This window comes from Paenibacillus contaminans, from assembly GCF_003285015.1.
In the GTDB taxonomy this organism is placed as follows: Bacteria; Bacillota; Bacilli; order Paenibacillales; family NBRC-103111; genus Paenibacillus_V; species Paenibacillus_V contaminans.
In genome coordinates this window covers 70,090-95,794 of record NZ_QMFB01000019.1, presented here as the reverse complement: position 1 = coordinate 95,794, position 25,705 = coordinate 70,090, and the positions used below count along the sequence as shown (strand labels likewise).

The following is a 25,705-nucleotide window of genomic DNA, read 5'->3' as shown; positions in this document are numbered from 1 at the left end:
TGTTCTTTTTATCCCTGTACGAGTCAGGCATTGCAATTGAAGATCAACGGCCGGCCATTGCGAACATCAATTCGCCTTCCACCGCTACTTCATCGCCGACGCGGGCTACACCGCGGCCCTTGACGATCGTTCCCTTTAACCGCGTGACGGTAAATTCCAGCGTCAGCGTATCGCCGGGAACGACTTGACGTCGAATTCTTAAACCGTCGATACCTGCAAACAGTCCTATTTTGCCTTTATTTTCTTCCATCTTCAGCAGGGCCACGCCGCCGACCTGCGCCAGCGCTTCCACGATCAGAACGCCCGGCATGACCGGGAACCCGGGAAAGTGCCCTTGAAAAAACGGTTCATTAATCGTTACGTTTTTGATTCCTACCGCCCTAACCCCTTCTTCGACCTCCAAAATACGATCGACAAACAGAAACGGATAGCGGTGAGGAATAATGTCTTGAATTTCAGTTACGTTCAGCATACGAAAACCTGCCTTTCCTGAGCTCGGAATAATTTTGCTGCATTCAACTTACAATACAATTGTCCCTCATAATCTGCAGGTTCTGAGGGTTCAGATAAGGGAGCGTATTTCCGGATCCGACTAGTATCGGGAAATATGCTCTTTCCTTTCCTCTGCCTCCTGCGCGCCTTGGCCTCGGTTAAGCGTTTTGAATTTGAATATATAAATGAAGGAAGTAAGAAAAGAGAACGTAATGACGAACCACAAGTATGTAATGGCATAGGGAACCTCGAATACGATCAGCCATATCGCAATATAGTAAAGAACCGTTGTCAGCTTACCCATCGTATTTGCAGGAACCGTCTTTTTACCTCGAAAATGGAAAAACGCAGAACCCGCGATCATCCCCGCATCCCGAATCAGCATGGCGATTGCAGCCGACCATGGAATCATTTCGGATATAAGCAGAGATGCCATTACGGCTAACATCATGCACTTGTCCGCAAGCGGATCCAGCATGCTGCCGATCTCCGTAATCTGTTTTCTTTTGCGCGCCAAATACCCGTCAAGCACATCCGTTATGCCCGCGATCAATAATACGACGAAAGCGAGCTTGACGTACCCTTCAAAAAATACGCTCAAATAAATCGGTATTAATACAAACCGGACCCCGGTCAACAGATTTGGCAAGTTCAAATCCGTGCCCCTCCTATACGTTCTGCTTCAACAAAACGGCTTAATAAGCATCTCTCTGTTTCCCCTTGATGGAAGCGCGCGCAAACGTAAACCGCCCACATCCTTACATTATAACGTTAGAATGGGCAAAAAGAAAACTCCCCTCAGGGAGTCCACCGTCGTTCTATTTTATCCGTTCATTGCCGGACTGCGATTGGAAATCAAGAAACCCAACCTAGGTATTTGCAAAAACGAGGTCGATCAAATGCTTCCAGGTTTCCAGCTTCCACACGTCGGCGAAAGGTTGTCCGCCCAGCTTCACGTAGCCTATGCTCAGGCCGGCCAGCAACGCGATGCAGCAAAGAATAGGGACGAGCAAGTGGCGAAGTATGCGCAGCGTGATGGCAAGTCCGCGCGGAAGACTTTTGCGGGCAGCTTTCGGTTTCGTCTGTTTAGCCGTCATGACGTTCGTCTCCATACCGTCATCCGCGCAGGTTGTTCGCAAGGTTCATCATCGTATCCGAGGACGTCACCGCACGCGAACTGAGCTGAAACGCCCGCTGCACCATCATCAGTTCAGTAATTTCATCGGCCATGTTGACGTTGGATTGCTCCAGCGCGCCTTGGCGGACCGCGATAGTGCTCTCAAGCCCGGAGCCGCCTCCATCGTTCGCCACTCTGGTGATTTGTCCCTGCCCATTAACCGCCCCTTGCGGCAAGACGAACAAATTATCGCCGACTTGCTGCAAATATTGCGGGCGAACGGCGCGGATCAGCTTGATCCTCTGTCCGGTCAAAAACGAATTGCTCGGATTTCCTTCGTCAAATACCCGGATATCGCCATTAGGATCGACACCCATAGTAAAACCGACAGGAACGGTAACCGGCTGATCGTTCGTATCCCTTACATGGTAACCTTCCTTGGTCGCCAAATAGCGATTGTCGGGATCCGCGGGCTGCACGATCAAATCGAATGCGCCTTCACGCTTATACAAAACCTCAGGCACCGCATTGCCGTTAGCGTCCAGCGTATTTCGGGTGACCTCGAATAAACCGTTATCTCCCTCGATGGCGAGGTCGGTTTTGGTGCCGGTTTCCTTAATCGTGCCCTGGCTCATGCTCATCTGCACTTGGCTGAGCTTGGCTCCCCAGCCTTGGTTAAAGCCCAGCGGAGACAAGCGCCCTTCCTTCTGGAACCCTTGCGGCTGTTCTTTGATATTGTTCAAAATATCTTCGAAAGTCGCCTCGCGCCGCTTATAGCCGACCGTATTAAGATTGGCCATATTGTTCGAAACGATATCCAGCTTCTGCTGAAGGGCGTGGAGCGTCACCATCGAATTAATCAACGAGTTGTTCATCGGAACCTCCTAAACCTTTCCCTATTCCGTCCTAGACTCTGCCGACTTCATTGACGGCCTTTTCCATGCTTTTATCATAAAATTGTACCATTTTCTGATTCGTTTCATACGCGCGCAAGGCAGACGTCATATCGATCATCGATTGGGTCGGGTCGACATTCGAGCGTTCGATATAACCTTGCTCAACTTGAACCTGCTCGTTCATATTGACGATCGGAACCACTTGCGCCGCATCTTCCTCATTCAGACGATAAACGCCGTTCCCTTCGCGAATCAAACGATTCGGGTTGTCAACCCGGGATATAAGCAGCGAGATCGGATTGCCGTTCGCATCGTTCAGGGGCTGGCCGTTCACCACGTCCAAAAACTGGCCTTGCGGGCCGATCGTCGCATCCGACAGCAGCACGGGATTGGCCGGATCCGTATTGTCCGTCAGCACGATCGGCTGGCCGTCCTGCCCGAGCACGCGATAGCCTTCCGGCGTAATCAACTGGCCATCCGAGTCGACGGTAAATCGCCCGTTCCGGGAGTAGCGGTTTTCGCCGTTCGTATCCTGTACCGTAAAGAAAGCTTGCGGCTGATAAATACGTTCCCCATCGGGCGTTATGTATTTGCCCGCACCGTCGAACGCTATGCCGGGAACCTGAATATTCGAAATAAGAGCCAAATCAAACGGGTTTTTCGTTTCTTGCAAGTCGCCTTGCAAATAAATCGATAACTCTTCCTCCGCCATCACGCCGGTATTGATTCTGCCGATCGGCGACGAGATAGGGCTGTCCTGACCACCGACAGACATGGCGATCAGCATCTCCGGAAAAGAACGGCTTACCGCGTTGCCTTGCTTAAACCCGGGCGTATTAATATTGGCGATATTATTCGTGATCGTATCGTGCTTCCGCTGCTGGGAAATCATCCCGGCCGCAGCCGTATATAATCCTCTTAACATTGAGGCTCCTCCTCCCGCAGGGCGAGACACGCTTATTCTTGGAAAAGGCCGGTCCCAGAACCGGCCTTCTTCTTTTACATATTGTATATATCGTCAACGGCGTGTCCGTTTTTTAGTTCCCGGCATGCATATCGCGAAAACGGTTCTAGAGCTGCGGTAACCGCCAGCGTCAAAGACGCCGCAGGTATTGACCAGCGTATGTACGTTAAATGCGTCTCTTGACCTTGTCAAGGTTGTCCAGCATGACGCCGGTTCCTTTGACCACGCAGTGCATCGGATCCTCGGCCACGATGACCGGAACCTTGAGCTCCTCCGACAGCAAGAGATCGAGCCCGTGCAGCAAAGCGCCGCCGCCGGTCAGAATGACGCCGCGGTCGATGATATCCGCCGAAAGCTCCGGAGGCGTGCGCTCCAGCACCGTTTTGGCCGATTGCACGATCGCGGACACCGATTCCCACAAAGCATCCTTGATTTCCTTCGAGTTAATCGTAACGGTAAGCGGAAGCCCCGAAACCATGTCTCTACCGCGAATGTCCATTTCGTCGTATCGGCCGTCCCCGTACACGGTTGCGATTTTCACCTTGATGTCCTCGCTGGTCCGCTCGCCGATCAACAGCTTGTACTTTGTTTTAATATATTTCATGATTGCGGAGTCAAATTTGTCCCCCGCAATCTTAATAGAAGAGGAGGTGACGATATCGCCCATCGATAAGACGGCAACGTCGGTCGTCCCTCCGCCAATGTCCACTACCATGTTACCGCTCGGCTGGAAAATATCCATTCCCGCGCCGATCGCCGCCACTTTCGGCTCTTCTTCCAAAAAGACCTCTCTTGCGCCGCTTCGTTCCGCAGCTTCGCGAATAGCCTTCTGCTCGACCGAAGTAATATTTGTGGGACAGCAAATAAGAATCCGGGGGTGGCTGTACCATTTTCTCCCGCCGACTTTATCGATAAAATATTTGAGCATCATCTCGGTTATTTCAAAATCCGCGATAACGCCGTCCTTCAACGGGCGAATGGCGATAATATTGCCGGGTGTCCGGCCTACCATCCGCCGCGCTTCTTCCCCAACGGCAAGGACACGCTTCGTTTCGCTTTCGATCGCTACGACCGAAGGTTCATCCAGAACGACGCCGCGTCCCTTCACGTGTATGAGTACGTTTGCTGTTCCCAAATCTATTCCGATATCTTTGCTTAACATACGAACTAAAATCCTCCCTGAACCGACCGTTCCTGCCATCATTTGGGGTGTTCCAAGTGGAAACGGCTACACCGTCTTAGGTAAGACAGTGCCGTTTCCCGAGGTGAATTCAGAGTCACGTATAAGCGTGAAGCTTATACATGCTGAATCACTTCAAAAGCCGAGAAAACCGCCTGCAACAATCATTCGCCATAAAAAGCTAAAATCCTCTTTTTTTCGAACATTTTTGCATCGGCGGCAACTACGATTTCGCGCTTACGAGCTGATCGGCTCCTTTGTAGTGACGGTTTTTTTTGTATTTGATTTTCGTGGCCTCGCCTCCCCGCAAATGACGGATCGATTTGTGGTATTCCAAAATCGTTTTCACTTGATTCGCCAGATCGGGGTTGATTTCAGGCAGCCGTTCCGTTAAGTCCTTGTGCACAGTGCTCTTGGAGACTCCAAATTCCTTGGCAATCGTTCGAACCGTATTTCGCGTTTCAACAAGACAGCGACCGATTTTGACGGTTCGCTCTTTGATGTAATCGTGCACTCCGCCCGCCTCCCTACTTCGAGATAGTTTGGTACATTATATGAGGAGCGAGCCTATATATTCTGATTGAGCGTTTGTCCTACAAAAAAAAGCAGAGAAGGATTGTCCCCCTCTGCTTATGGCCGCCTGCCTAAGCTTTGCTTAGCGAGACGCTTTACTTGTCGCTGATTGCCGTTTCCGGATTGAGCGCCGTGCCGTTCTGCCCTTGGCGCACTTCGAAGTGAAGATGAACGCCGAGATCCTTGCCGAGCTCGCTGCGTCCTGCTTTGGCGATCAGATCGCCTTTTTTCACTTCCGCGTCCTTGGCTACCTTCACGTCGGACAAGCTCTGGTATACGGTAACAAGCCCGTTCGGATGTGTGATTTCCACGGTTTGCCCGGCTACCGGATGATCCTGCACGTTCGTGACTTTGCCGCTTGCCGCAGCAAGTACGTCAAAAGCTTCATTGTCCTGTCTTGCCAGATCGACTCCCGCATTCGGGATCAGCGTATCGCCGTATTCGATCATCGCAGCTTGCTTCACGTCATTCGGGGCGTCTTTGTCGAAGAAAGGCATCACAACCGGTTGCTCGTTACGATCGTTCACCGGCCAGCGCATCGTTTCCGTGTTCGCCGCCACCTCTACCGAATCTCCCGTTTTGCCGTTTGCGTCGGTCACCGTCGTTCCGGCCTTACCGGTTTCGAGTCCTAGCTCTTTACCGGTTAAGGTTGTTGTGCCGGAACTTTGGTAGACCCACATTAACGTTAAAATAATAGCAGCGGCTACCATGTACAGCGCAGGAAAGGCCCACTTCTTCGACATTAGCCTTTTCCAAGACGATGACGGGTTTACCGCCGGAGCTGCTTCTGTGGATTGAGCAGCTTCTGGTTTGCTCTGAATCTCTTTGTTTTGATCACTCATTGCTATCACCTCATTAAGCATTGTTGCCAGATCAAGATGTTTTATACGCGAGATGATAGATTTTTTTGGAGATTCATATTGATAATCTTCTTCATGCTTTACGAGGCTGTCCACTTGAAAGATTGCAGGCCGTATCTCCTAAAACTCCGCTTTGGAAGCCCGCTCCAGAAAAGAAGCGTCCTTCTCTATTTTTATACCGGTATAATAGTAGGTAACGATTTCTTCTGCCGTTTTTCCTTCCTTCGCCATCCCGTTGGCGCCCCACTGGCTCATGCCCACGCCATGACCGAAGCCCGTTGTCGTGATCTCCACGTTTTTCCCTTTCAGCTTGAGCTGAAACTGCGACGAATTAATCCCGAGCTTCTCGCGCACCTGGCGGCCGCTAAACAGCTTGCCGCCGATCTTAATCTGCTTGATGCGATGGCCCTCGCTCACTTCGATCGTTTTGCTGCCCGAAACCGCCGAGCTTGCGGACACGGAGCCGCTTATTCCCAGCTTGCGGGCGAAGTCGCTGTAAGGCATCGTGACCGTTTCTTTAAAACGGGGGGATAGCTTGCTGTCCCACGGACTTTTGACGCTGCGCAAATAGGGAATATAATCCGACCAGTAATCTTCGGCGTTTTCGGTATACCCATTGCTGGTAGAGAAAAAGGTTGCCGTTATCGGCTTGCCTTCGTAAGTCAGAATCATGCCCTTCGTCTCCTCTACGGCACGGCTGATTTTGGCGGCGTTCGTTCGGTAAGCCTCCGCTCCCCACTGTGCCTCCAACTGGCTGTCCGTCAAGTAAGCCTGATGCGCTACGGTGTCGGTTACCCAAGCTCCCTTAACAGGCACGCTGCTCGTATCGTTCTCCAATATACGCCGCACGATATAAGTCCGGGCTGCAAGAGCCTGTGCTTTCAACGCTTCGACTTCGAACTCGACCGGCATTTCGGCGGCTACGACGCCCCGAACATATGATTCTATCGGAATCCGATCGATTCGCTGTTCCTTCGTTAAATAAACGGGAACCAAAAAAGATAGGCCGGCTTCCGCAGCGGCCGACGATTCGGCCGTGCCTTGCGCTGCTAGAGCCGAGCCGTCCGGCTGCGAGGGAGAGGGCGAACGGTCGACAAGCAGCAACGGGATGGCGACAGTAATAACGAGAACGATAGACAACCACAGCGCCGCCCAGATTGCAGCCTGTTTTTTGCGTTGCGCGGCCAGTTTGATCATGAGGGCCTCCTCTAGCGAGTTGATTTCCGTTCACAGGAACGAAGGGGCAAGCTAGCATCATTCGCTAGGCTTGTTATCCATCATATGACTATGAAACCTCTGCTAGAACAAGCTTTGACAGACTTGCGGCATTCGTAAACAGGGGTTGGATAAGTTGAAATAGAATAAGGTTACGCCAAGGATAAACGCCTACCGGCGTCTTTGACGCTGGCGTTTACCGAGGTTGAGAGCCGCTTCCGCGATATGCTTGCTGATAAACCAAAAAAACCGACACCCAAGCTTTCTCAGCTTGAATGTCGGTTTTCCGATTCTTATTGTATGAGCCGGGTGACCGGCTTTTCGGTTTATGTATCTGCGAAGCGCTATTATGCCCAAGTAGGCTGAATGGCGAATAATCCGACCTCGCTCATTTCCTCTTCCACTTGTTCCAGCTCGACTTCCACTCTGCGAATATCCGCCCCGAGCTCCTGAAGCCGCGATACAATCCCGACATATCCGCGGTCTATATGATGAATGCCCGTAATTTCCGTTTCTCCGTCAGCCGCCAAACCGGCCAATATAAGCGCCGCTCCGGCACGAAGATCGGTTGCGCATACTTTGGCGCCCTTCAGCCTGTTATTGCCGCCGACAACCGCAGTACGCCCTTCAACCTTGATCTGCGCATTCATCGCAAGAAACGCATCGACGTGCATAAACCGGTTCTCGAACACGGTTTCGGTTACGATACTCGTTCCGTCCGCCTTAAGCAGCAACGCCATCATCTGGGATTGCATGTCGGTCGGAAAGCCCGGATACGGCAAGGTTTTGACATCGACCGCTTTAAGAGGATCCGGCGCGCTTACATGCAAGCCGTTCTCGTCTTCGTTAATGACAACGCCCATTTCTTGAAGCTTGGAAATGACCGGCATCATATGATCCGCAAGCGCTCCTTCAATATATAAGCTGCTGCCTGTAATCGCAGCCGCTACCATATAGGTGCCCGCTTCAATGCGGTCCGGAATAACCGTATGCGTAACGCTATGCAGCTCTTCCACGCCTTCGATTCGAATAACGCCCGTACCTGCGCCGCGTATGCGTGCGCCCATGGCATTCAAATAATTGGCCAGGTCGACGATCTCCGGTTCCTTCGCCGCATTCTCGATTATGGTGGTCCCGTCGGCAAGCGCCGCAGCCATCATGATATTTTCGGTTGCGCCGACGCTGGCGACGTCCAAATATACCTTGGAGCCGCGCAGCCGTCCGTCCACTTTCGCCTCAATGTAGCCCTGTCCGAGCTCGATCGTAGCCCCCATTGCTTCAAAGCCTTTGAGATGCTGATCGATCGGGCGCGTTCCGATTGCACAGCCGCCGGGCAGCGCAATTTTGGCTCGGCCCATTCTGGCCAGCAGCGGACCGACAATAAGGAACGAAGCGCGCATTCTGCGTACCAGGTCGTAGGTACCCTCGCAAGACACGATTTTCGTCGCATCAACCCGCATCGTTTCACGATCGTAGACGATATTCGCGCCCAACTGACGAAGCACTTGCATCATGGTCATCACATCGTCCAGATGCGGCACGTCATGAATGACGCTTTCGCCGTCGCTGCTTAACAGCGATGCGGCGATAATAGGAAGAACGGCGTTCTTCGCGCCGCTCACTTTAACTTTACCAGATAATCGTTTGCCCCCGCGGACGATTATTTTGCTCATCTTGGTCCCTCCGCGCCTGTTTGATGTCAGCATTATTTCTGCTGGCCCGCTGCAGCCCGCGCATGCGCAAACAATATGTTTCGCGCAGGCCATTCAGTCGTTAAACGGACGTTCTTCATAACGTTCGTAAGCGTTACGCTTTTTTGGGCGGTGCAGTTGAAATATTATGCAAGGGTAACATTTTTCTTCGTTATTATCCATTGTTGACAAGTAGGCTGCATGTTATTCGGCAAAATCTCTTTCTGCAGCAGCCGGAAACCGCGGAGCGGCTTTAGAACAACCCTTTCAGCAAAGCCGACCAGTTGAAGTAATCGATCAAAAAACGCGATACTTCATACCCGAGCGCAATCGATAAAAAGATCTGCAATACTTTCACCTGAGCGCTCTTCGGATTTTTCACGAAAAGATCAAGGCGAACCTGCTGAAGCGCCCACCAAGACAACCCGATCGCGCAAAGCGTCAAAATAATATAGCCGAGGCTGCTCATCGCAAACGAATAATTAAGCGGATCCGAACCGTCCATATTGTTCCTCCCGATTCTCTTCAATTATATTTGCTCAGCTACCCCGTCCTCGCAAGCAGCGCTGCGAGCTGGGCCCGAGTAGCCGGTGATCCCGGCAGGAAACGCCCGTCTTCGAATCCCTGTACCCAGCCTTCCGCTTTCATCGTCCGCAAAATGCCGCTGCCCCAATACGAATCGTCAATATCGGTATATGGCGCAGGGCCGTTTCTAGGCGTAAAGCCAAGCGCATGAGCCAGCATCGCCGTCAGCTCCATTCGCGATAACGGCGAATCGGGTCTGAACTTGCCGTCTTCGTAGCCGCTGACGATTCCCATTCTGGTAGCCGCCGCTATCGCATCCTTGGCCCAGTGCGTATTCGGCACATCGCTGTAAGTCGCTTGTCCGCCTTTAAGGCCGAATGCACGGACAAACATGGCGACGGCCTCGGCTCGTGTCAGCGTGCGGTCGGGTCCGAACCGATACGGAGCGAAGCCGTTAACGATCTGCCGTCCCGTCAGCTTCGTAATAGCTTCCTCCGCCCAGTGGCCGCCAATATCGGTAAAACCGGCGACAAGCGGCTCGGCATCGACAGTCAGCGTATACAGCTGGGTATCGAAGCTGCGGTTTGCCGTCAGCTTCACGTAATACGTGCCTGCCGCCAGCTTGGCTTCAAGCTGTGTAGATGTCGGCGTCGTTTCGACCCTCTCCGTTTGCTGCGCAGCAAGCGACGCATCCGTCACTCCGATCGAAATGATACGGTCGGCCGGAATGTCCGTAAGCCTGAAATGAACAAGGCTTTCGGCATCTATTTTAAATTTAAACCAGTCCACGTCGGAATCCGTGTCCAGCACGCCCTGATAACCGGTTCCCAGTTCCATCAGAGAGGCTTGGTACGGCTTATCGTTCGGTTCGTTCGGGTCCTCATAACGTGTGGAGAAGTCGATATCGAGCATATATTCCCCGACGACCGGGTAAGCATAGTCGGTAATATTGCTTACTCGGAAATAATAGGTTCCCGGCGTGACATCGATCGGCATGGACGTCTCCGTTTCGCCGTCGGAACGCTCGTCGATTATGATTTCCTTGCCGCCTTTACGCTGAATGAGCAGCACCGGATCGATTCTCGCCGTATCCACGGAAAGCTTTAGTTTAAGCGTTCCCGGCTGATCGATCGTCATGGCAAACCAGTCGACGTCCTGATAAGCGTGGAACGTCCCCACAACAACCTGGCTCCTGTCGGGCAGCACATAGGCTTTATACTGACGGTCGTTGTCTTCATAAACATCCGGATTCATGCTGAAATTCGTTTTTAGATGGTATATGCCTTGTCCCTTAGGCGCGCCCTGCGATTGAAGCTTTAAATAGCTCTTCCCTTTAGTAACGGGGATGTCTATGCCGCTCTCGAGCCCGTCTGGGTACGAAACGCCGTTCGAGACCGGATCGGCATAATAAACCAGCCGCCCCTTCAAGCCGGCCTCCTCGCCGGTCAATTGGACGCGAAGCACTCCGTCATAGGGCGCGTCCACCACAAACCAGTCGATATCCTCGGCGCCGGCAAACGATGCATCCACCACACTGTTGATCGACAGCGGCTTCGCGCTCTGTGACGTATCGTTCGGTTCGAATAAATCGTCTTTATACTCGAGCGAGAGCGCACGATCGGCGCGCAGCAGCCCGAATCCGGTGACGGGGTCCCATCCCGGAGCTCCGAGATCCTCCGCGCTTTGGCGAATGGCATTGCGAATTTGATACGGCTTCCAATCCGGATGAATCGACCAGAGCAGCGCACTTACAGCCGCTACTTGCGGAGCGGCGAGCGACGTTCCGTTTTTCTCGGTATATGTTCCCCGCATCGCGGTAGTGAAAACGTCCCAGGGCGCCACTATGTCAATCTCCGGCCCGGAGTTGGATAACGGCTCCGCTTTATTATCCTTCCCAACGCCGCCGACTGCAAGCACAGTCGGGTAAGCGGCAGGGTAGCGGACCGCATTGCCTTCATTGCCGACCGCTGCTACAAGCAGAACACCGCGTTCTTCGGCATAATCCACAATTGTGCTCATATAAGAAGAATACTTGTTTAAGCCGAGAGAGAGCACAACGATCTTGGCGCCATGATCGACAGCGTAACGAATGCCTTCGCCCAGCTTCTCTTCGTCGCCGGTACCGTCCGATTCCAGGGCCTTGATCGGCATGATCTTGGCGTTCCAAAGCAAACCCGCAATGCCTTTATCGTTATCGGCTGCCGCCGCCAAAACGCCGGCAACATTCGTTCCATGCCCTTTATCGTCCATTGGAGGCTTGCCGGGCTGAACTAAATTCGCGCCGGGAACTAAATTATCCTTTAAATCGGGGTGCTCCAAATCGACCCCTGTATCTACGACAGCGATGATAATGTCCGTATTGGATTTTGCAATATCCCAAGCTTCGTAAGCATGTATTTGCTGCAAATAAGACTGGTTGCTTATAAGCGGATCGTTAGGTGCAGCGGCCCAAGCCGTAGTGGAACCGGCAGCGAACAATAGTGCCGTAAGGAGCAGCGTTTTTTTTGTCATATTAATGCATCCTTTAGCGAATGTTGTCGACGAATTTGCCTGTTTATCTAATTCGCCAGAGACAGCCCTTTCCCTGCTAATTTACGTAAACGCGCTTTCATGTTTGCGTGATCGTGCAAAACAGGGCTCTCGTTAATCCCCGGCCGCTCCGAGGACATTTCTATCAACGCGCGCTACGCCAGCTATGGGATTATGCGCCGATGCGAAGTATCCGCAGGTTCGGCCCGTCCATATAAAGCTACTTCAATCATATCATTTTTCAAGTCTTTATTTCATGCCAAATGTGCCGATTTCGGTTCATTTTGACCAATTTTGAGAGATTAGCAGCTTCGTCGTATACAACCCTTATGAAAAACCCCCATTTTCTCCGTATATCGGCTTCAAATTTGGCCAGCACGCCCACCAGGGACAAGCGTTATAGGAAATAGAACAATCGGCGAAAGATAGTACCGGGCAATTTTTTACGAATCTCTCCACGCAAAAAAGGGAGCTTCGAATTCGAAACTCCCTCGTTGATTCAGGCTGCTCCTATTTAACCGATAAACAAATCGCGCGTCAGCTTGAACATGTCCTGAATCCAGCCGAGCACGCCTTGCGGATAAGCGCCCATCGCCACCGTGCCGATCGTACAAATCCAGATCGTAATCCCTAACGTCGGCGTCGTACGAATCGGAGACGACTCGTCGCTGCGCATGAACATTTGACGGATAATACTGAAATAGAAGTAGTACGAAACGACGCTCGTCGCAAGCATAATCGCAGCGAGCCAGTACGTTTGGTTTTGCAGGGTGCCCATTAGAATGAACAGCTTTCCGAAAAAGCCGCCCGTCACCGGAATACCCGCGAGCGACAAGATAAGCAGCACCATCGCGGCGGCCGTCCATGGCGCCCGGTAATACAAACCGGCATATCCTCTAATTTCGGAAGAGCCCGTTGAACGCTCGATAATCAGAAGCACAGCGAAGGCGCCGATGTTCATAAGCGCGTACGCCAGCAAATAATATGCAAATTCCGAGAAGTTCGTGTAATGGACGAGCGAGAATTGCGTCGCAATCGGGACCAGCAAGTAACCTGCGTTTGCGATCCCTGAGTAGGCAAGCAGCCTCTTCGCATTTTTTTGCCGCAGCGCCGTCACATTACCGATAATCATCGCGATCGCGGCCAGTACGCTGAGCGAGAAGAATGCGTCTTCTCCAATCGGATGCTCCGGCGTTCCGGAATTTCCGTAAAATACGCCGTACATCACGCGGAACAAGATGGCAAAACCCGCAGCCTTCGAAACGACCGCCAAAAATGCCGTAACCGGCGTCGGAGCGCCCTGATAGACGTCCGGAGCCCAGTTGTGGAACGGAGCGGCCGCTATTTTGAAGCCGAAGCCCGCAAGGAGCAGAAAGAACGATACGTAGATAAGCGCCGAGAAAGAAGGATCCGCCTGCTGAAGCGCCGCATTGATAGCCATCAGATTGGTAGAGCCGGACATGCCGTACAGGAACGACATCCCGTACAAAATGGTAGCCGACGAAACCGCACCGAGTATAGCGTATTTAAACGCGCCTTCGTTCGACTTATGATCCTTTTTGCGCATACCCACCATAATATAGGATGTAATGCTGAGCAGCTCCAACCCCACGAAAAGCGTGATCAAATCCCCTGAGGAAGCGGTAATCATCGCGCCCAGCACGGCCGGCAGGAAGAAGTAATAGAACTCCCCTTTATGCGGGATGTCCTCTTCTTTGACCGAGCCGATGCTCATCAGGATGATCAGCCCCGTCGATCCGAGCAAAATCAGCTTCAACAGGTTGGCAAAGTTGTCTACCCGGTAACTTCCGCCCAGCAGGTTAAGGAGTTCGCCGGACTCGGGGTTAGCCGGGTCAATTAGCGAAGTGGGTCCGATCTGCAAAGAAACGAAAACGCCCGAAACGATAATGCTTGCAAGCGTCAGCCAGCCGAGCAGGCTTCGGTTGACTTGCTTCGGTATGAATAAATCGATCAACGAGATGACGATGGCGGCTATGACCAACGTCAACTCCGGCGCTAACGTGTACAAATCGCTTAGCTGAAGCCCTTGTTGCTCCATCGGTCTAACCTCCCGTCTTCATCGATGTGACTTGTTGAATAAACTGATCGAAGCCGTTTACCGTCTGCTGCAGATGCTGGCTTACGATCGCCGGATATACGCCAAGCAAAATGATGAACGCTACAAGCGTGATCATCGGAATCGCTTCAATGAGCCTCGCATCGCGGATCGAGCGGTGAGCTTCGTTGATCGGTCCGTACGTAATGCGGAGCACGGCGCGAAGCACGTAGACTGCTGCCAAAATAATACCGAGCGCGCTGACGACCGTTACGACCTTCATCGAACCGAACAAGCCGAGGAAGGCAAGGAATTCGCCGACGAATCCGGACAAGCCCGGAAGACCCAGCGAAGCCATTCCCGCTACAAGCAGGATGCCGCTCATGAACGGTACGGAGCCGGCCAACCCGCCGAGTTTATCGAGCTGCGTCGTTTGCGTACGTTCGTAAATGCTGCCGACAAGCAAGAACATAAGCGCCGAGATGAGACCATGCGATACCATCTGGAAAACTGCGCCTTCCATTCCGATTTGATTGAACGCTGCGATCCCAAGCAGAACGACGCCCATGTGGCTGATACTGGAGTAAGCCAGCACAAGCTTGAAATCCTTCTGGACGAATGCCAGAATCGCCCCGTACACAATGTTGATCAAGCCGAGCAGCGCGAGTACGAACGCCCATTCCTTCGCTTCCGCCGGGAACAGCAGAATGCCGAAACGGATCAAGCCGTAAGCGCCCATTTTAAGCAAAATGCCGGAGTGAATCATAACGATGGAAGGCGGCGCTTCCATATGGACTTTCAACATCCATGTATGGAACGGCAGGATCGGCAGTTTGATGCCGAAAGCGATTAACAGCAGTATGAATACCGCCCATTTCAAGTTCCCGCTCATATAAAACGGATTGCCTTCCCCTCCGGCGTTAACCGCAGAATCGGGCGTGAACAGGTTCGTTACGATGTCGCCGAGGTTCCCGCTGAAATAAATCGAAGAACTCGCCTGATCCTGCACCTGCGAGAAGCCGGCCGTTACGACCAAAATGAGAAAAGCCAGCAGCATGACGGCCGAACCCAGCCCGTTGTATAACAAAAACTTGTTCGCCGCCTTCTCCTTGTTCATATACCCCCAGATACCGACAAGGAAGAACGTCGGGATCAGCGTGGCTTCGAAGAAAACGAAGAACAGGAACAAATCTTGCGACATAAACACGCCGAACATACCCACTTCAAGCAGCAAGAACAAAATGAAGTACAGCTTCCAGCGTTTCTTGATGTATACGGAGGCGAGCGCCGCCATCGTTGCGATCAGCGCCGTCAGGAACACCATCGGCAGCGACAAGCCGTCCACCGCCAGACTATAGCTGAATTTCAAGTAATACGAGGTAAATCCGTACTGCTCGAGATTCGGCACGTCTTTGTTGAGCGGTACGTTGATCCAGTCATAATGCTCGCCGTACTGCAAATTGTTGCTTTGCTGATTGAAATCGATATACAGCCATGTCGCAAGCACAAGCGGAATCAGCGTCGTCGCGATGCCGATCACTTTGATCCAGCGGCCTTGCGACTTTGGCATGAACAGGAGCACTAGCACACCGAGCAGCGGAGAGAAGGCGATCATGCTGAGTATCGGGATGTTAGCCAACATGGATGAACCTCCTTCCGACGAGAGCGACAGCCAAAATGATAAGTCCGAGCAGCGTAATCAAACCGTACGTTTGAACCTGGCCGTTTTGCAGCCTCGTGCCGAGCCTTCCGAGCGATACGACGCCGGTCGCCGTCAAACGGACGATGCCGTCGATAATGAAGTCGTCTACCGCATTAAGCGCAAAACCGATCGCGCGAAGCGGCTTGACGATAATCGTTTGATAAATTTCATCGATGTAATACTTGCGGTTCAGCAGCGTGACGAGCCATGGCATCGGCTTCGATACGAGCTCTCGAGAGATCGAGCCTTTGGCAAATATCGCCCAGCCGAGCAAAATGCCTAGAATGGCCGCAGCGTTGGAAAGAATGACGACAACCCAATTGATATGCTCTTCTGCCGCTTTGCCGTCGGTGAGCCATTCGCCCAGCCAAGGGTTCAGCTCCGGCATGAACACGAAACCTGCGCCGACAGCGAGCACCGCGAGTATGATAAGCGGAAGCGTCATGGAAGCCGGCGATTCATGCGGCTCGTAATCCGATCTTTTCTTTCCGGTGAAGACCAGGAAGAACAGGCGCGACATGTAGAAAGCCGTAAAGAACGCCGCAATCAAGCCGATCCAGAATAAAAGCTGGTTCGAGTGGTACGCTTCCGCCAAAATCGCATCCTTCGACCAGAAGCCGGAGAACGGGAAAATGCCGGATAAAGCAAGCGTTCCGATTGCGAACGTGATCGTCGTAATTTTCATCTTTTTGGACAGTCCGCCCATCAGCTGGATATCCTGCGTATGCACCGCGTGAATGACGCTGCCTGCCCCGAGGAACAGAAGCGCTTTGAAAAACGCGTGCGTAAACAGGTGGAAAATACCCGCCGAGTATGCAACCCACGACCCGAGACCGAGCGCCATCATCATGTAGCCCAGCTGACTGACGGTCGAGTATGCGAGAATGCGCTTGATGTCGTTCTGAGCCGTACCGATCGTAGCGGCGAAAATCGCCGTAAAGCCGCCGACTAGCGCCACGACCAGCAATGCGGTTTCGGATGCGAGAAAAATGTCGTACGTCCGCGCAACCAGATATACGCCGGCAGCTACCATCGTCGCCGCGTGAATCAGTGCGCTTATCGGGGTCGGACCTTCCATCGCATCGGGCAGCCACGTATGCAGCGGGAATTGACCCGATTTCCCGACAGCCCCTACGAAGATCAGAATCGCGATCAGGGTAACGATGCCTGGCTCGATCGCCTTATCTTGAATGGCATTATGGATCGAGCTGAAATCAAGCTGGTGGCCGGGCATGTACCAGTACAACAGCAGAATCGCGATGAACAGCCCGACATCGCCGATCCGGGTAACGATAAATGCCTTCTTCGCCGCAGCCTTCGCTTCGGGCTTGAAGTACCAGAACCCGACGAGCAGGAAAGAGCAGACGCCTACAAGCTCCCAGAAGATATAGAGCTCCACGATATTAACGGAGATGACGAGCCCAAGCATCGAGAATGTAAACAGCGACACGTAAGCAAAGAAGGTAGAGATTCGTTCGTCCCCGTGCATATACCCTTTGGAGTAAATGTTCACGAGTAAGCTTACCAGCGTGACAATGACAAGCATCAGCGCATTCAGGTTCGTTACTTCAAACCCCATATTCAGCGTGAAGTCGCCGACTTTAATCCATTGCAGGTCGTTCCACGTATAATCCTCCATCTGCCCGCCGGCACGCTCGAAAAAAATGAGCAGCGACAGCGCGAATGAAGCGAAAGCGGCAACAATGCCGACGAATACGCCGCCCTCTCTCAGCTGGCGGCCAAAGGCGGTCAGCAGGAGAAACGCCGCAAGCGGGAACAGCGGAACGATCCACGCGTATTGTGAGTAGTCGGATACCATGTAATTTGGGAACCTCCTAAAAGTTTGCGTGAGCAAACTCGCATCGTAAGGTTAAGCTTGCTTTCCGTAAGGAAAGCACATCGTAAGCAGCCGCTAAGTTTGCGGTAGCAAACTCGCATCGTAAGGTTAAAGCTCGCTTTCCGTAAGAAAGCACATCGTAAGGTTTGCTTGCACAAACTCGCTAAGTTTGCTTGCTTCAAGCTCTTATCGTAATGAAAGCGCATCGTAAGGCCGGCTTTCGTAGAGCTGGTTCGCAAGCCAGATTGCTTGAAGCGCCAGGCTAATGCTTCATCGAATCCATTTCGTTAACGTCAACCGTTCCTTTGTTGCGGAAGAGCGAAATTAAAAGCGCGATGCCGACGGCAACTTCAGCGGCGGCCACCGTGATCGTGAAGAGCGAGAAAATCTGTCCGGTCAGCGACGGATTGACGCCAAGCTTGGAGAAAGCGACTAAATTCAAGTTGACGGCATTCAGCATCAGCTCGACGGACAAGAGCACGATAACCGCGTTCTTTTTGGAGAGCGCCCCATAGAGACCGATACAGAATAGAATCGCGCCCAGTGTCAAATAAGGAGCAATGGAACCGCTCATTGGCTACTCCTCCTCCCTCTTGGCGATCACGATCGCACCGATAAATGCGACGGTCAAAAGCACCGACATCAGCTCGAAAGGTATGACATGGACATTAAACAGCAGCTTGCCGATTTCAAGCGTATTGTCTTCGCCCGGTTCAAAGCCGCCGGCGGTCGGAAAGGTGGCCTGCTGAATCGCATAGAACAAAATCCCGAAAAGCGCCAAAGCGCCTACGGCTGTCAGTATGGAATGCAGCGGCCGACGCGGTTCTTCTTCCTCGCCTTGATGCTTCGTCATCATAATGCCGAAAATCATCAGGATCGAAATCGCCCCCGCATAGATGAGCACTTGCACGAAAGCGACGAATTCCGCCTCAAGCAGTACGTAAAGACCGGCCAGGCTAAGGAAAGTCAGCGCCAACGCCAGAACCATGTGAATGACCCGCGTAAAGCTTAGCATAAAAATCGCGCCGCCGATCGCGAGGATCGCGAAGAAGAAAAAGACGAGATTGCTGCCGCTGGAGAAGAAGTCGGCGAGATTATTCAGCATCTTTTTTCGCTCCTCCTTTCGGCATAGCGGAGTTGTTTTCTTGGCGAATATGCTGGTTATTGTCGTTCAGCCAATTCAAGTTTTTGAACAACTCGTCCCGGCTGTAAGTGGCAAGCTCGAAATTGTTCGTCATGACGATCGCTTCCGTCGGACATACCTCCGTACATAAATCGCACAAAATACATATTTCAAAATTAATATCGTACGTGTCGATAACCTTGCCCTTTTTCTCGGGGTCGGGATTCGCCTTCCCGGTCAGCGTGATGCAATCGGTCGGGCATACCCGCGCGCAAGCGTTACATACAATGCACTTCTCCGGATCAAAATGCTGGATCCCGCGGAAGCGGTCAGGCATGATCAACGGCACATCGGGATAGGCGTACGTTATTTTTTTGCGCGTCATGTTTTTGAACGTAAAGCCTAGACCTTTCATTATCCCTTTCATTCTCGACTCACCCCTCCACCTTTTATTTAGTCAGCTCGATCACGACAGCCGTAATGATCACGTTGACGAGAGACAGCGGCAGCAGCACCTTCCAGCCAAGACTCATCAGTTGGTCGATACGTACACGCGGTAGCGTGCCGCGAAGCCAGATGAGGAAGAAGACGACGAGCGTAAATTTCAGCAGATACCAGATAATGCCCGGTATGAAATCCAGGAACGGCAGCGGCGCATGCCAGCCTCCAAGAAAGAGAACCGTAGTCAGGCAAGCGATCGCGAACGTGTATACGTATTCGCCCAGCATGTAGAAGGCGAAGCGAAAACCGCTATATTCTACGTGGTAACCCGCTACAAGCTCCGACTCCGCCTCAGGCAAGTCGAACGGAGTCCGGTTCAGCTCGGAAACCGCCGCGATGATAAATACAATAAAGCCTACAATTTGGGGCAGAAAGTTCCAATGCCAGAACGCCCCTTCTTGTGCGGCTACGATCGTACGCATATTGAGGCTTCCGGACATCATGATGACGCCTGTGACGGAAATAACGAGCGGAACTTCATAGCTGATCATCTGTGCAGCGGAGCGCATGCCCCCGAGAAGCGCATACTTGTTGTTCGAAGCCCATCCGCCTAACACGACGCCTATCGTCGAAATACCGGAGAGCGCCGCATAGTACAACATGCCGACGTTCAGGTCAGCGAAAAACCAGCTGCTCGTATACGGAATCGTCGCGAGCACGACGAACGATGGAATGAACATAATGATCGGCGCAAGCTTGAACAAGGTCTGTTCAGCCTTCCGCGGAATCGTATCTTCTTTAATGAGAAGCTTCGCGACGTCCGCAACGGTTTGAAGCAAGCCTAGCGGGCCGGTCCGCGTGGGACCGTGCCGCAGCTGCATCCATCCCAGGATCTTGCGCTCGAAATAGATTGCGTAGGTAACGTAGCCCAGCACGATGACGAGCAGAACGACTGCCCAGAAAGAAAAAACGCCGAAATTCCACCATGACAGCTGCTCATTCAGCAGATTTTCCATTAGCCGTCGACCTCCCCTACGACAATATCGATGCCGCCCAGAATGGTGATCATATTGGTCATCGTTTCGCCTACCAGCAGCTTGGGCAATATCTGCAAGTTCACGAAGGACGGCCTTCTGAATTTCAACCGGTACGGTTTGTCTTTTCCTTTCGAAACGATATGGCAGCCGATCTCGCCTCGAGGAGATTCGATAGCCGCATAGACTTCACCCTCAGGTACGCGCAGCACGCGCGGCACTTTACCCATGATGTCGCCTTCCGCCGGGAACTGCTCCACCGCCTGCTCCAGAATGCGAAGAGACTGGCGTATTTCCTCCATACGGATCAAATACCGGTCATAGCAGTCTCCGCCGCTGCGTACCGGCACATCGAATTCAAATCGGTCGTAAATGCAGTAAGGCTGCTTTTTACGAATATCCCAGTCAATTCCCGTACAGCGAAGATTGGCTCCGCTAAGCCCATAATCGATCGCGGTTTGCGCGTCATATTTGCCGATCCCTTTGATCCGGGACAGGAATATTTCGTTTCCGGAAACTAATGTGTTATACTCTTCCATTTTATCGCGCATGTACGGAACGAGATCGCGCACCTTGTCAATCCAGCCCTCGGGAGCGTCCCATTTGACCCCGCCGATCCGCATGTAATTGTAGGTCAAGCGTGCGCCGCACAGCTCGTTAAACAGATCGATAATTTTTTCGCGGTCGCGGAATGCAAACAAAAACGGGCTCATCGCCCCGATATCAAGCAAATAAGTTCCCCACCATACCAAATGGCTGGCGACCCGCTGAAGCTCCATAACGATCAGCCGCAAAAACTCGGCGCGTTCCGGTATTTCGACTTGCATCAGCTTCTCGACGGCATTAACGAGCACATAGTTGTTCGTCATCGCCGAAACGTAATCCAGCCTGTCGGTATAGGGAATGATCTGGGTGTAAGTAAGATTTTCAGCCAGTTTTTCGGTGCCCCGATGCAAGTATCCCATGACCGGGATCGCCTCGGTGATCACTTCGCCGTCCAGTTTGACAACAATACGAAATACGCCATGCGTACTCGGATGCTGAGGTCCGACGTTAAGCAGCAACTCTTCTGTCCGTATCACGTTCGGTTACACCTCCGGGTCGAGCGGTTCATAATCTTTGCGCAGCGGATGTCCGACCCATTCGTCCGACATCATAATTCGTCTAAGGTCAGGGTGTCCCGGAAAATCGATACCGAACAAGTCGTACACCTCACGCTCGTTCCAGTTCGCGGTCGACCAAATCGGCGTCACCGACGGAACAGTCGGCTCGTCACGATTCGTCTTCACCTTCACCGTATATTCTTCCTTGCTGTTCAGGCTGATAAGATGATAAACGACCTCCAGATGCGTTTCCATATCGACGCCCGACAAATTGCGCAGATAGTTGAGGTCGAGCTCCGGGCTCGATTTCAGCAACTCAGCCGCAGCCGGCCAATGATCGCCTTTCACGACGATCGTCGGACGGTGTCCGCCGCGTTCGTTAATGGAAGCCTCTTCGACAGCATCCTCCGCTACGTGGTCTTTAAGCAGCTGTACGAGGCGATCGAGAACAGGCTGCTTCGGCGACGGCTCCTTTGGGGCTGCCGGCGCTGCATCCGCGCCTTCGCCTGTTTTGGCGGCGCGTTCTCGCGCTCTGGCCGCTCTTGCTTCCGCCGCGGCTTTCACTTTCGCTTCTTTCTCGGCGTCTGCATCTCCGCCCGACGCTGCGGGTGGGGCCGCTTCGGCCCCGCCTTCTCCGGCTTCTGCCGCTCTAGCCGCTCTTTCTCTCGCACGCGCCTCTCTTGCTTCCGCCGCGGCTTTTATTTTGGCTTCCTTCTCTGCGTCCGCATCTCCGCCCGATGCTGCGGGTGCGGCCGCTTCGGCTCCGCCTTCTCCAGCTTCAGCCGCTTTAGCCGCTCTTTCCCTCGCACGCGCTTCTCTTGCTTCCGCCGCGGCTTTTATTTTGGCTTCCTTCTCCGCATCAGCGCTTGAAGCTGCAGGAGCCGCATCTCCATCGGGCTTGGCCGAATCGCTGTTTGCGGGCTTCGCAGCCGCTGCAGGAGCTTCATCTCCGCTTGCAGGAGATTGTACGTTTTCCGCTTCAGAAGCCCCTGTGGAGGCCTCCGAAGGCGCCGTGGAAGACGGCTTGTCAGGCGATTGCTTTTGAGCGTCATCTCGGCTAATGGCAGCAGATGAATCCGCTTCCTTTTTCTCGTCGGCGGACGGGATCTCGTTTGTTTTCGCGGCTTCCTCCGGCTTTAATTCGGAATCCTTCTTTTCCTCGCTCATTGGTTCGTCACCTGCTTCCCTGTCTTCGCCTCATAACGGATCTTCTCTTGAAGCTTGTTGATTCCGTATATCAAGGCAGCCGGATTCGGGGGACAACCAGGAATATATATATCTACGGGAACCACCTGATCGACCCCTTTAACGACAGCGTAGGACTTGACGTACGGTCCGCCGGCAGTTGCGCAGGATCCCATTGCGATAACCCATTTCGGTTCAGGCATTTGCTCGTAAAGACGGCGAAGGAGCGGAGCCATTTTCTTCGTTACGGTTCCGGCTACGATCATGACGTCCGATTGGCGCGGAGAAGTCCGGAATATGACGCCGAAACGGTCGAGGTCATAGTGGGAGCCGCCGGTTCCCATCATTTCGATTGCACAGCAAGCAAGCCCGAACGTTAGCGGCCAAAGCGAATTGCTTCTCGCCCATGCTTTCAACTGCTCAAGTGTAGTCATAAATACATTGCGCTCAAGCTCTTTTCTTTCTTCCGGAGAAATTGACTCTAAAGAGAAGTCCACTGAAGCACCTTCTTTCTCCAAGCATAAATCAGGCCTACAACCAGCAGCGAAACGAAGATCAGCATTTCGACCAGCGCGAACAAGCCCAGCTGCTTATATGCCACTGCCCAAGGGTATAAAAAAACCGTCTCCACGTCGAAGATGACGAACATCAACGCAAACAAATAATAGCGGATATTGAAGCGAACTTGTCCTACACCGACAGGCTCGTTACCGCTTTCATAAGTGGTCAATTTTTCATAAACCGGCTTGCTTGGTCGCAGTATTCTGCCGATGGTCAGTGCGGCTACAGGCAGGAAGATGCCGAGTCCGATGAAAATCGCCACAATGACATAATTATTCATGTACATGCTGCCGTATCCCTCCGTAGATTTGGATTAAATTCCGTCCCAATTATAACAAAAGCCATCAGTAGTGTCTAACTGATTTTTCCTTTAACGTCCTTTATCATGATGCGTTATTACGATATTTTTCATTCGCATTTCCCCAAAATATTGCCAAATGCTGCGTTTGACGGATATTCCAACATAACGCACAACATTTCCCTTCACTTCTATAATATGTATCGACCTAAGAATTAACGACTGCGCCTTCTTTTCTAAAAGAAGAGTGCGCTTACATAAAAATCGAACAATCGGCGATGACTTTCCTTTCCGATACACTGAGAAAAGGCGCAAAGGTTACCCTTTGCGCCTTCATGCTCAAACCGTTATTTCTTACCGGCCACATCGATCCGGGTCAAAGCACGCTGAAGAGCGAGCTCCGCACGGCGGAAGTCGACCTCATCCTGCTTGGAGCCCAGACGTTTCTCGGCACGTTCTTTAGCCGCCTTCGCACGCTCCACGTCGATATCCCCGGGAAGCTCTGCGCTTTCCGCGAGAATGACGACCTTGTCCTTACGGACTTCCATAAAGCCGCCGTTTACGGCAATTTGCTCGTTTTTACCGTCTTTCTTAATGGTAATCGGCGCCACTTTCAGCGGAGTAACGAGAGGGATGTGGTTCGGCAAAATGCCGAGTTCCCCGGCAACTCCCTTCACGATAATCATATTCGCATGATCCGCGTATACTTTGCGCTCGGGAGTGACAATTTCCAGTAAAAAATTGCTCACTCTGAACCCTCCCAAGAGTTTTTTGCCGTCAACTCTCCGGCTTTCGCCGAAATTTGCGTTAAAAACTCTTTTTCGTCAAAACTTACAGCTTTTGAGCCTTCTCGACCGCATTTTCAATCGTACCTACGTTGAAGAATGCCGCTTCCGGAAGATCGTCATATTTACCTTCCAACAGTTCTTTAAAGCTGCGAACCGTTTCTTTAACCGGTACGTAGATACCAGGCGTACCTGTGAAAGGCTCGGCAACGTGCAGCGGCTGCGACAAGAAACGCTCTACGCGGCGCGCGCGGCCTACGGTTATTTTATCTTCGTCGCTGAGCTCGTCCATACCGAGGATCGCGATGATGTCTTGAAGTTCTTTGTAGCGCTGCAAAATCCGTTTTACGCCTTGAGCCACTTCGTAGTGCTCGGCGCCAACGACTAGCGGCGACAGAATACGCGAGCTCGATGCAAGCGGGTCAACCGCTGGGAAGATCCCTTTTGCCGCGATACCGCGCTCCAGGTTCGTCGTTGCGTCCAAGTGGGCGAACGCCGTAGCAGGAGCCGGGTCGGTATAGTCATCCGCAGGAACGTAGATCGCTTGGATCGACGTAACGGAGCCGGTTTTGGTCGTTGTAATCCGTTCTTGCAGTTGGCCCATTTCGGTTGCCAGCGTCGGTTGGTAACCAACCGCAGAAGGCATACGGCCGAGCAATGCGGAAACTTCGGAACCCGCTTGAGTAAAGCGGAAAATGTTATCGACGAACAGAAGAACGTCACGGCCTTCCGCATCACGGAAATACTCGGCCATTGTCAAGCCGGACAATGCTACGCGAAGACGCGCGCCTGGCGGCTCGTTCATTTGTCCGAATACCATCGCCGTTTTGGAAATAACGCCGGAATCCTTCATCTCGTGGTAAAGGTCGTTACCTTCACGCGTTCTTTCGCCTACGCCGGCAAATACGGAAATACCGCCGTGCTCGGAAGCGATGTTGTGGATCAGCTCTTGCATCGTTACGGTTTTACCTACGCCCGCACCGCCGAAGAGACCGATTTTACCGCCCTTCATGTAAGGAGCCAGAAGGTCGATAACTTTGATGCCCGTTTCCAGCATTTCCGCTTGCGTCGTCAATTCGTCGAATTTCGGAGCTTCGCGGTGGATCGGGTGAGCGATCGAACGATCAACATCACCATTGTTATCGATCGGGTCGCCAAGAACGTTAAATACACGGCCCAGTGTCGCCGGTCCTACAGGTACGCTGATTGGAGCGCCCGTGTCAACCGCATCAACTCCGCGAACGAGTCCGTCCGTGGAGGACATCGCAACGCAGCGAACCATGTTGTCCCCAAGGTGAACAGCCGCTTCAACCGTAAGGTTGATGTCTTGCTCGTTCGCCGATTGGGCTTTTTGTTGAATTTTGATCGCATTCAAGATCTCTGGCAGTTGTCCGCGCTCGAACTCGATATCGACAACCGGACCCAGGACCTGAACAACGCGTCCTTTACTCATTGTTTTCCCTCCTAAACGATTTGCGTTAGCAAACCGACATCGAAAGCATAAGCTGCATTTTGCGTCTGCAAAACAGCATCGAAAT

At 52.5% G+C, this 25,705-nt stretch carries 25 protein-coding genes; all 25 read right to left on the bottom strand.

The window, feature by feature from the left end; all coding sequences use genetic code 11:
* Positions 1 to 43: 43 nt before the first annotated feature.
* The gene (gene fabZ / locus DQG23_RS27400) at positions 44 to 472 is read right to left on the bottom strand and encodes a 3-hydroxyacyl-ACP dehydratase FabZ (RefSeq protein ID WP_113034227.1); all 429 of its coding nucleotides are present in this window, start codon (positions 470 to 472) and stop codon (positions 44 to 46) included.
* Between the two features lie 120 nt (positions 473 to 592).
* The gene (locus tag DQG23_RS27395; RefSeq protein WP_113034226.1) at positions 593 to 1,147 is read right to left on the bottom strand and encodes a CDP-alcohol phosphatidyltransferase family protein; all 555 of its coding nucleotides are present in this window, start codon (positions 1,145 to 1,147) and stop codon (positions 593 to 595) included.
* 214 nt (positions 1,148 to 1,361) lie between these two features.
* Positions 1,362 to 1,589 carry a DNA-directed RNA polymerase subunit beta gene (locus tag DQG23_RS27390; protein WP_113034225.1) on the bottom strand — a complete coding sequence of 76 codons (228 nt, stop codon included), beginning with the start codon at positions 1,587 to 1,589 and terminating at the stop codon, positions 1,362 to 1,364.
* Between the two features lie 19 nt (positions 1,590 to 1,608).
* Positions 1,609 to 2,484: a flagellar hook-basal body protein gene (locus DQG23_RS27385; protein WP_113034224.1), complete on the bottom strand. Its 876-nt coding sequence runs from the start codon at positions 2,482 to 2,484 to the stop codon at positions 1,609 to 1,611.
* A gap of 31 nt (positions 2,485 to 2,515) precedes the next feature.
* On the bottom strand, positions 2,516 to 3,430 hold the full coding sequence (locus DQG23_RS27380) for a flagellar hook-basal body protein (RefSeq protein ID WP_113034223.1): 915 nt from the start codon (positions 3,428 to 3,430) through the stop codon (positions 2,516 to 2,518).
* Positions 3,431 to 3,635: 205 nt separating this feature from the next.
* Positions 3,636 to 4,631: a rod shape-determining protein MreB gene (mreB, locus tag DQG23_RS27375; RefSeq protein WP_113034222.1), complete on the bottom strand. Its 996-nt coding sequence runs from the start codon at positions 4,629 to 4,631 to the stop codon at positions 3,636 to 3,638.
* 241 nt (positions 4,632 to 4,872) lie between these two features.
* Positions 4,873 to 5,163, bottom strand: coding sequence for a sporulation transcriptional regulator SpoIIID (gene spoIIID / locus DQG23_RS27370; protein ID WP_113034221.1), 291 nt, complete (start codon positions 5,161 to 5,163; stop codon positions 4,873 to 4,875).
* 154 nt (positions 5,164 to 5,317) lie between these two features.
* The gene (locus tag DQG23_RS27365) at positions 5,318 to 5,965 is read right to left on the bottom strand and encodes a M23 family metallopeptidase (RefSeq protein ID WP_337589417.1); all 648 of its coding nucleotides are present in this window, start codon (positions 5,963 to 5,965) and stop codon (positions 5,318 to 5,320) included.
* A 237-nt stretch (positions 5,966 to 6,202) separates the two neighbouring features.
* On the bottom strand, positions 6,203 to 7,279 hold the full coding sequence (spoIID, locus tag DQG23_RS27360) for a stage II sporulation protein D (protein ID WP_113034219.1): 1,077 nt from the start codon (positions 7,277 to 7,279) through the stop codon (positions 6,203 to 6,205).
* A 365-nt stretch (positions 7,280 to 7,644) separates the two neighbouring features.
* Positions 7,645 to 8,970 carry a UDP-N-acetylglucosamine 1-carboxyvinyltransferase gene (gene murA / locus DQG23_RS27355; RefSeq protein ID WP_113034218.1) on the bottom strand — a complete coding sequence of 442 codons (1,326 nt, stop codon included), beginning with the start codon at positions 8,968 to 8,970 and terminating at the stop codon, positions 7,645 to 7,647.
* A gap of 271 nt (positions 8,971 to 9,241) precedes the next feature.
* Entirely contained in the window at positions 9,242 to 9,493 is a 252-nt protein-coding gene (locus DQG23_RS27350) for a DUF1146 family protein (RefSeq protein WP_113034217.1), read from the bottom strand.
* Between the two features lie 38 nt (positions 9,494 to 9,531).
* Positions 9,532 to 12,024, bottom strand: a complete 2,493-nt coding sequence (locus DQG23_RS27345) for a S8 family serine peptidase (RefSeq protein ID WP_192894645.1) — start codon at positions 12,022 to 12,024, stop codon at positions 9,532 to 9,534.
* A 532-nt stretch (positions 12,025 to 12,556) separates the two neighbouring features.
* Entirely contained in the window at positions 12,557 to 14,101 is a 1,545-nt protein-coding gene (locus DQG23_RS27340; protein ID WP_113034215.1) for an NADH-quinone oxidoreductase subunit N, read from the bottom strand.
* A 4-nt stretch (positions 14,102 to 14,105) separates the two neighbouring features.
* Positions 14,106 to 15,740, bottom strand: a complete 1,635-nt coding sequence (locus DQG23_RS27335) for a complex I subunit 4 family protein (protein WP_113034214.1) — start codon at positions 15,738 to 15,740, stop codon at positions 14,106 to 14,108.
* Complete coding sequence (gene nuoL / locus DQG23_RS27330; RefSeq protein ID WP_113034213.1) at positions 15,730 to 17,619, bottom strand: NADH-quinone oxidoreductase subunit L; 1,890 nt, start codon at positions 17,617 to 17,619, stop codon at positions 15,730 to 15,732. The genes DQG23_RS27335 and nuoL overlap by 11 nt, the downstream gene beginning before the upstream one ends.
* Before the next feature lie 280 nt (positions 17,620 to 17,899).
* Complete coding sequence (nuoK, locus tag DQG23_RS27325) at positions 17,900 to 18,211, bottom strand: NADH-quinone oxidoreductase subunit NuoK (protein WP_113034212.1); 312 nt, start codon at positions 18,209 to 18,211, stop codon at positions 17,900 to 17,902.
* A gap of 3 nt (positions 18,212 to 18,214) precedes the next feature.
* Complete coding sequence (locus DQG23_RS27320; protein ID WP_113034211.1) at positions 18,215 to 18,742, bottom strand: NADH-quinone oxidoreductase subunit J; 528 nt, start codon at positions 18,740 to 18,742, stop codon at positions 18,215 to 18,217.
* Complete coding sequence (gene nuoI / locus DQG23_RS27315; protein ID WP_113034210.1) at positions 18,732 to 19,187, bottom strand: NADH-quinone oxidoreductase subunit NuoI; 456 nt, start codon at positions 19,185 to 19,187, stop codon at positions 18,732 to 18,734. The genes DQG23_RS27320 and nuoI overlap by 11 nt, the downstream gene beginning before the upstream one ends.
* Positions 19,188 to 19,209: 22 nt before the next feature.
* Complete coding sequence (gene nuoH / locus DQG23_RS27310; RefSeq protein ID WP_113034209.1) at positions 19,210 to 20,217, bottom strand: NADH-quinone oxidoreductase subunit NuoH; 1,008 nt, start codon at positions 20,215 to 20,217, stop codon at positions 19,210 to 19,212.
* Positions 20,217 to 21,317: an NADH-quinone oxidoreductase subunit D gene (locus tag DQG23_RS27305; RefSeq protein ID WP_113034208.1), complete on the bottom strand. Its 1,101-nt coding sequence runs from the start codon at positions 21,315 to 21,317 to the stop codon at positions 20,217 to 20,219. Before DQG23_RS27305 ends, nuoH begins: the two co-directional genes overlap by 1 nt.
* Before the next feature lie 6 nt (positions 21,318 to 21,323).
* On the bottom strand, positions 21,324 to 22,505 hold the full coding sequence (locus tag DQG23_RS27300; protein WP_113034207.1) for an NADH-quinone oxidoreductase subunit C: 1,182 nt from the start codon (positions 22,503 to 22,505) through the stop codon (positions 21,324 to 21,326).
* Positions 22,502 to 23,020 carry a NuoB/complex I 20 kDa subunit family protein gene (locus DQG23_RS27295; RefSeq protein WP_113034206.1) on the bottom strand — a complete coding sequence of 173 codons (519 nt, stop codon included), beginning with the start codon at positions 23,018 to 23,020 and terminating at the stop codon, positions 22,502 to 22,504. The genes DQG23_RS27300 and DQG23_RS27295 overlap by 4 nt, the downstream gene beginning before the upstream one ends.
* Entirely contained in the window at positions 23,005 to 23,370 is a 366-nt protein-coding gene (locus tag DQG23_RS27290) for an NADH-quinone oxidoreductase subunit A (RefSeq protein ID WP_113034205.1), read from the bottom strand. Before DQG23_RS27290 ends, DQG23_RS27295 begins: the two co-directional genes overlap by 16 nt.
* Before the next feature lie 359 nt (positions 23,371 to 23,729).
* Positions 23,730 to 24,131 carry a F0F1 ATP synthase subunit epsilon gene (locus DQG23_RS27285; protein ID WP_113034204.1) on the bottom strand — a complete coding sequence of 134 codons (402 nt, stop codon included), beginning with the start codon at positions 24,129 to 24,131 and terminating at the stop codon, positions 23,730 to 23,732.
* 82 nt (positions 24,132 to 24,213) lie between these two features.
* Positions 24,214 to 25,620: a F0F1 ATP synthase subunit beta gene (gene atpD, locus DQG23_RS27280; protein ID WP_113034203.1), complete on the bottom strand. Its 1,407-nt coding sequence runs from the start codon at positions 25,618 to 25,620 to the stop codon at positions 24,214 to 24,216.
* Positions 25,621 to 25,705: the final 85 nt, after the last annotated feature.

Coding starts and splice junctions, on each gene's coding strand:
- fabZ (WP_113034227.1), bottom strand. CDS start 472: ATGCTGAACGTAACTGAAATTCAAGACATTATTCCTCACCGCTATCCG.
- DQG23_RS27390 (WP_113034225.1), bottom strand. CDS start 1,589: ATGACGGCTAAACAGACGAAACCGAAAGCTGCCCGCAAAAGTCTTCCG.
- DQG23_RS27385 (WP_113034224.1), bottom strand. CDS start 2,484: ATGAACAACTCGTTGATTAATTCGATGGTGACGCTCCACGCCCTTCAG.
- DQG23_RS27380 (WP_113034223.1), bottom strand. CDS start 3,430: ATGTTAAGAGGATTATATACGGCTGCGGCCGGGATGATTTCCCAGCAG.
- mreB (WP_113034222.1), bottom strand. CDS start 4,631: ATGTTAAGCAAAGATATCGGAATAGATTTGGGAACAGCAAACGTACTC.
- DQG23_RS27365 (WP_337589417.1), bottom strand. CDS start 5,965: ATGTCGAAGAAGTGGGCCTTTCCTGCGCTGTACATGGTAGCCGCTGCT.
- spoIID (WP_113034219.1), bottom strand. CDS start 7,279: ATGATCAAACTGGCCGCGCAACGCAAAAAACAGGCTGCAATCTGGGCG.
- murA (WP_113034218.1), bottom strand. CDS start 8,970: ATGAGCAAAATAATCGTCCGCGGGGGCAAACGATTATCTGGTAAAGTT.
- DQG23_RS27350 (WP_113034217.1), bottom strand. CDS start 9,493: ATGGACGGTTCGGATCCGCTTAATTATTCGTTTGCGATGAGCAGCCTC.
- DQG23_RS27345 (WP_192894645.1), bottom strand. CDS start 12,024: ATGACAAAAAAAACGCTGCTCCTTACGGCACTATTGTTCGCTGCCGGT.
- DQG23_RS27340 (WP_113034215.1), bottom strand. CDS start 14,101: ATGGAGCAACAAGGGCTTCAGCTAAGCGATTTGTACACGTTAGCGCCG.
- DQG23_RS27335 (WP_113034214.1), bottom strand. CDS start 15,740: ATGTTGGCTAACATCCCGATACTCAGCATGATCGCCTTCTCTCCGCTG.
- nuoL (WP_113034213.1), bottom strand. CDS start 17,619: ATGGTATCCGACTACTCACAATACGCGTGGATCGTTCCGCTGTTCCCG.
- nuoK (WP_113034212.1), bottom strand. CDS start 18,211: ATGAGCGGTTCCATTGCTCCTTATTTGACACTGGGCGCGATTCTATTC.
- DQG23_RS27320 (WP_113034211.1), bottom strand. CDS start 18,742: ATGCTGAATAATCTCGCCGACTTCTTCTCCAGCGGCAGCAATCTCGTC.
- nuoI (WP_113034210.1), bottom strand. CDS start 19,187: ATGAAAGGGATAATGAAAGGTCTAGGCTTTACGTTCAAAAACATGACG.
- nuoH (WP_113034209.1), bottom strand. CDS start 20,217: ATGGAAAATCTGCTGAATGAGCAGCTGTCATGGTGGAATTTCGGCGTT.
- DQG23_RS27300 (WP_113034207.1), bottom strand. CDS start 22,505: ATGAGCGAGGAAAAGAAGGATTCCGAATTAAAGCCGGAGGAAGCCGCG.
- DQG23_RS27290 (WP_113034205.1), bottom strand. CDS start 23,370: ATGTACATGAATAATTATGTCATTGTGGCGATTTTCATCGGACTCGGC.
- atpD (WP_113034203.1), bottom strand. CDS start 25,620: ATGAGTAAAGGACGCGTTGTTCAGGTCCTGGGTCCGGTTGTCGATATC.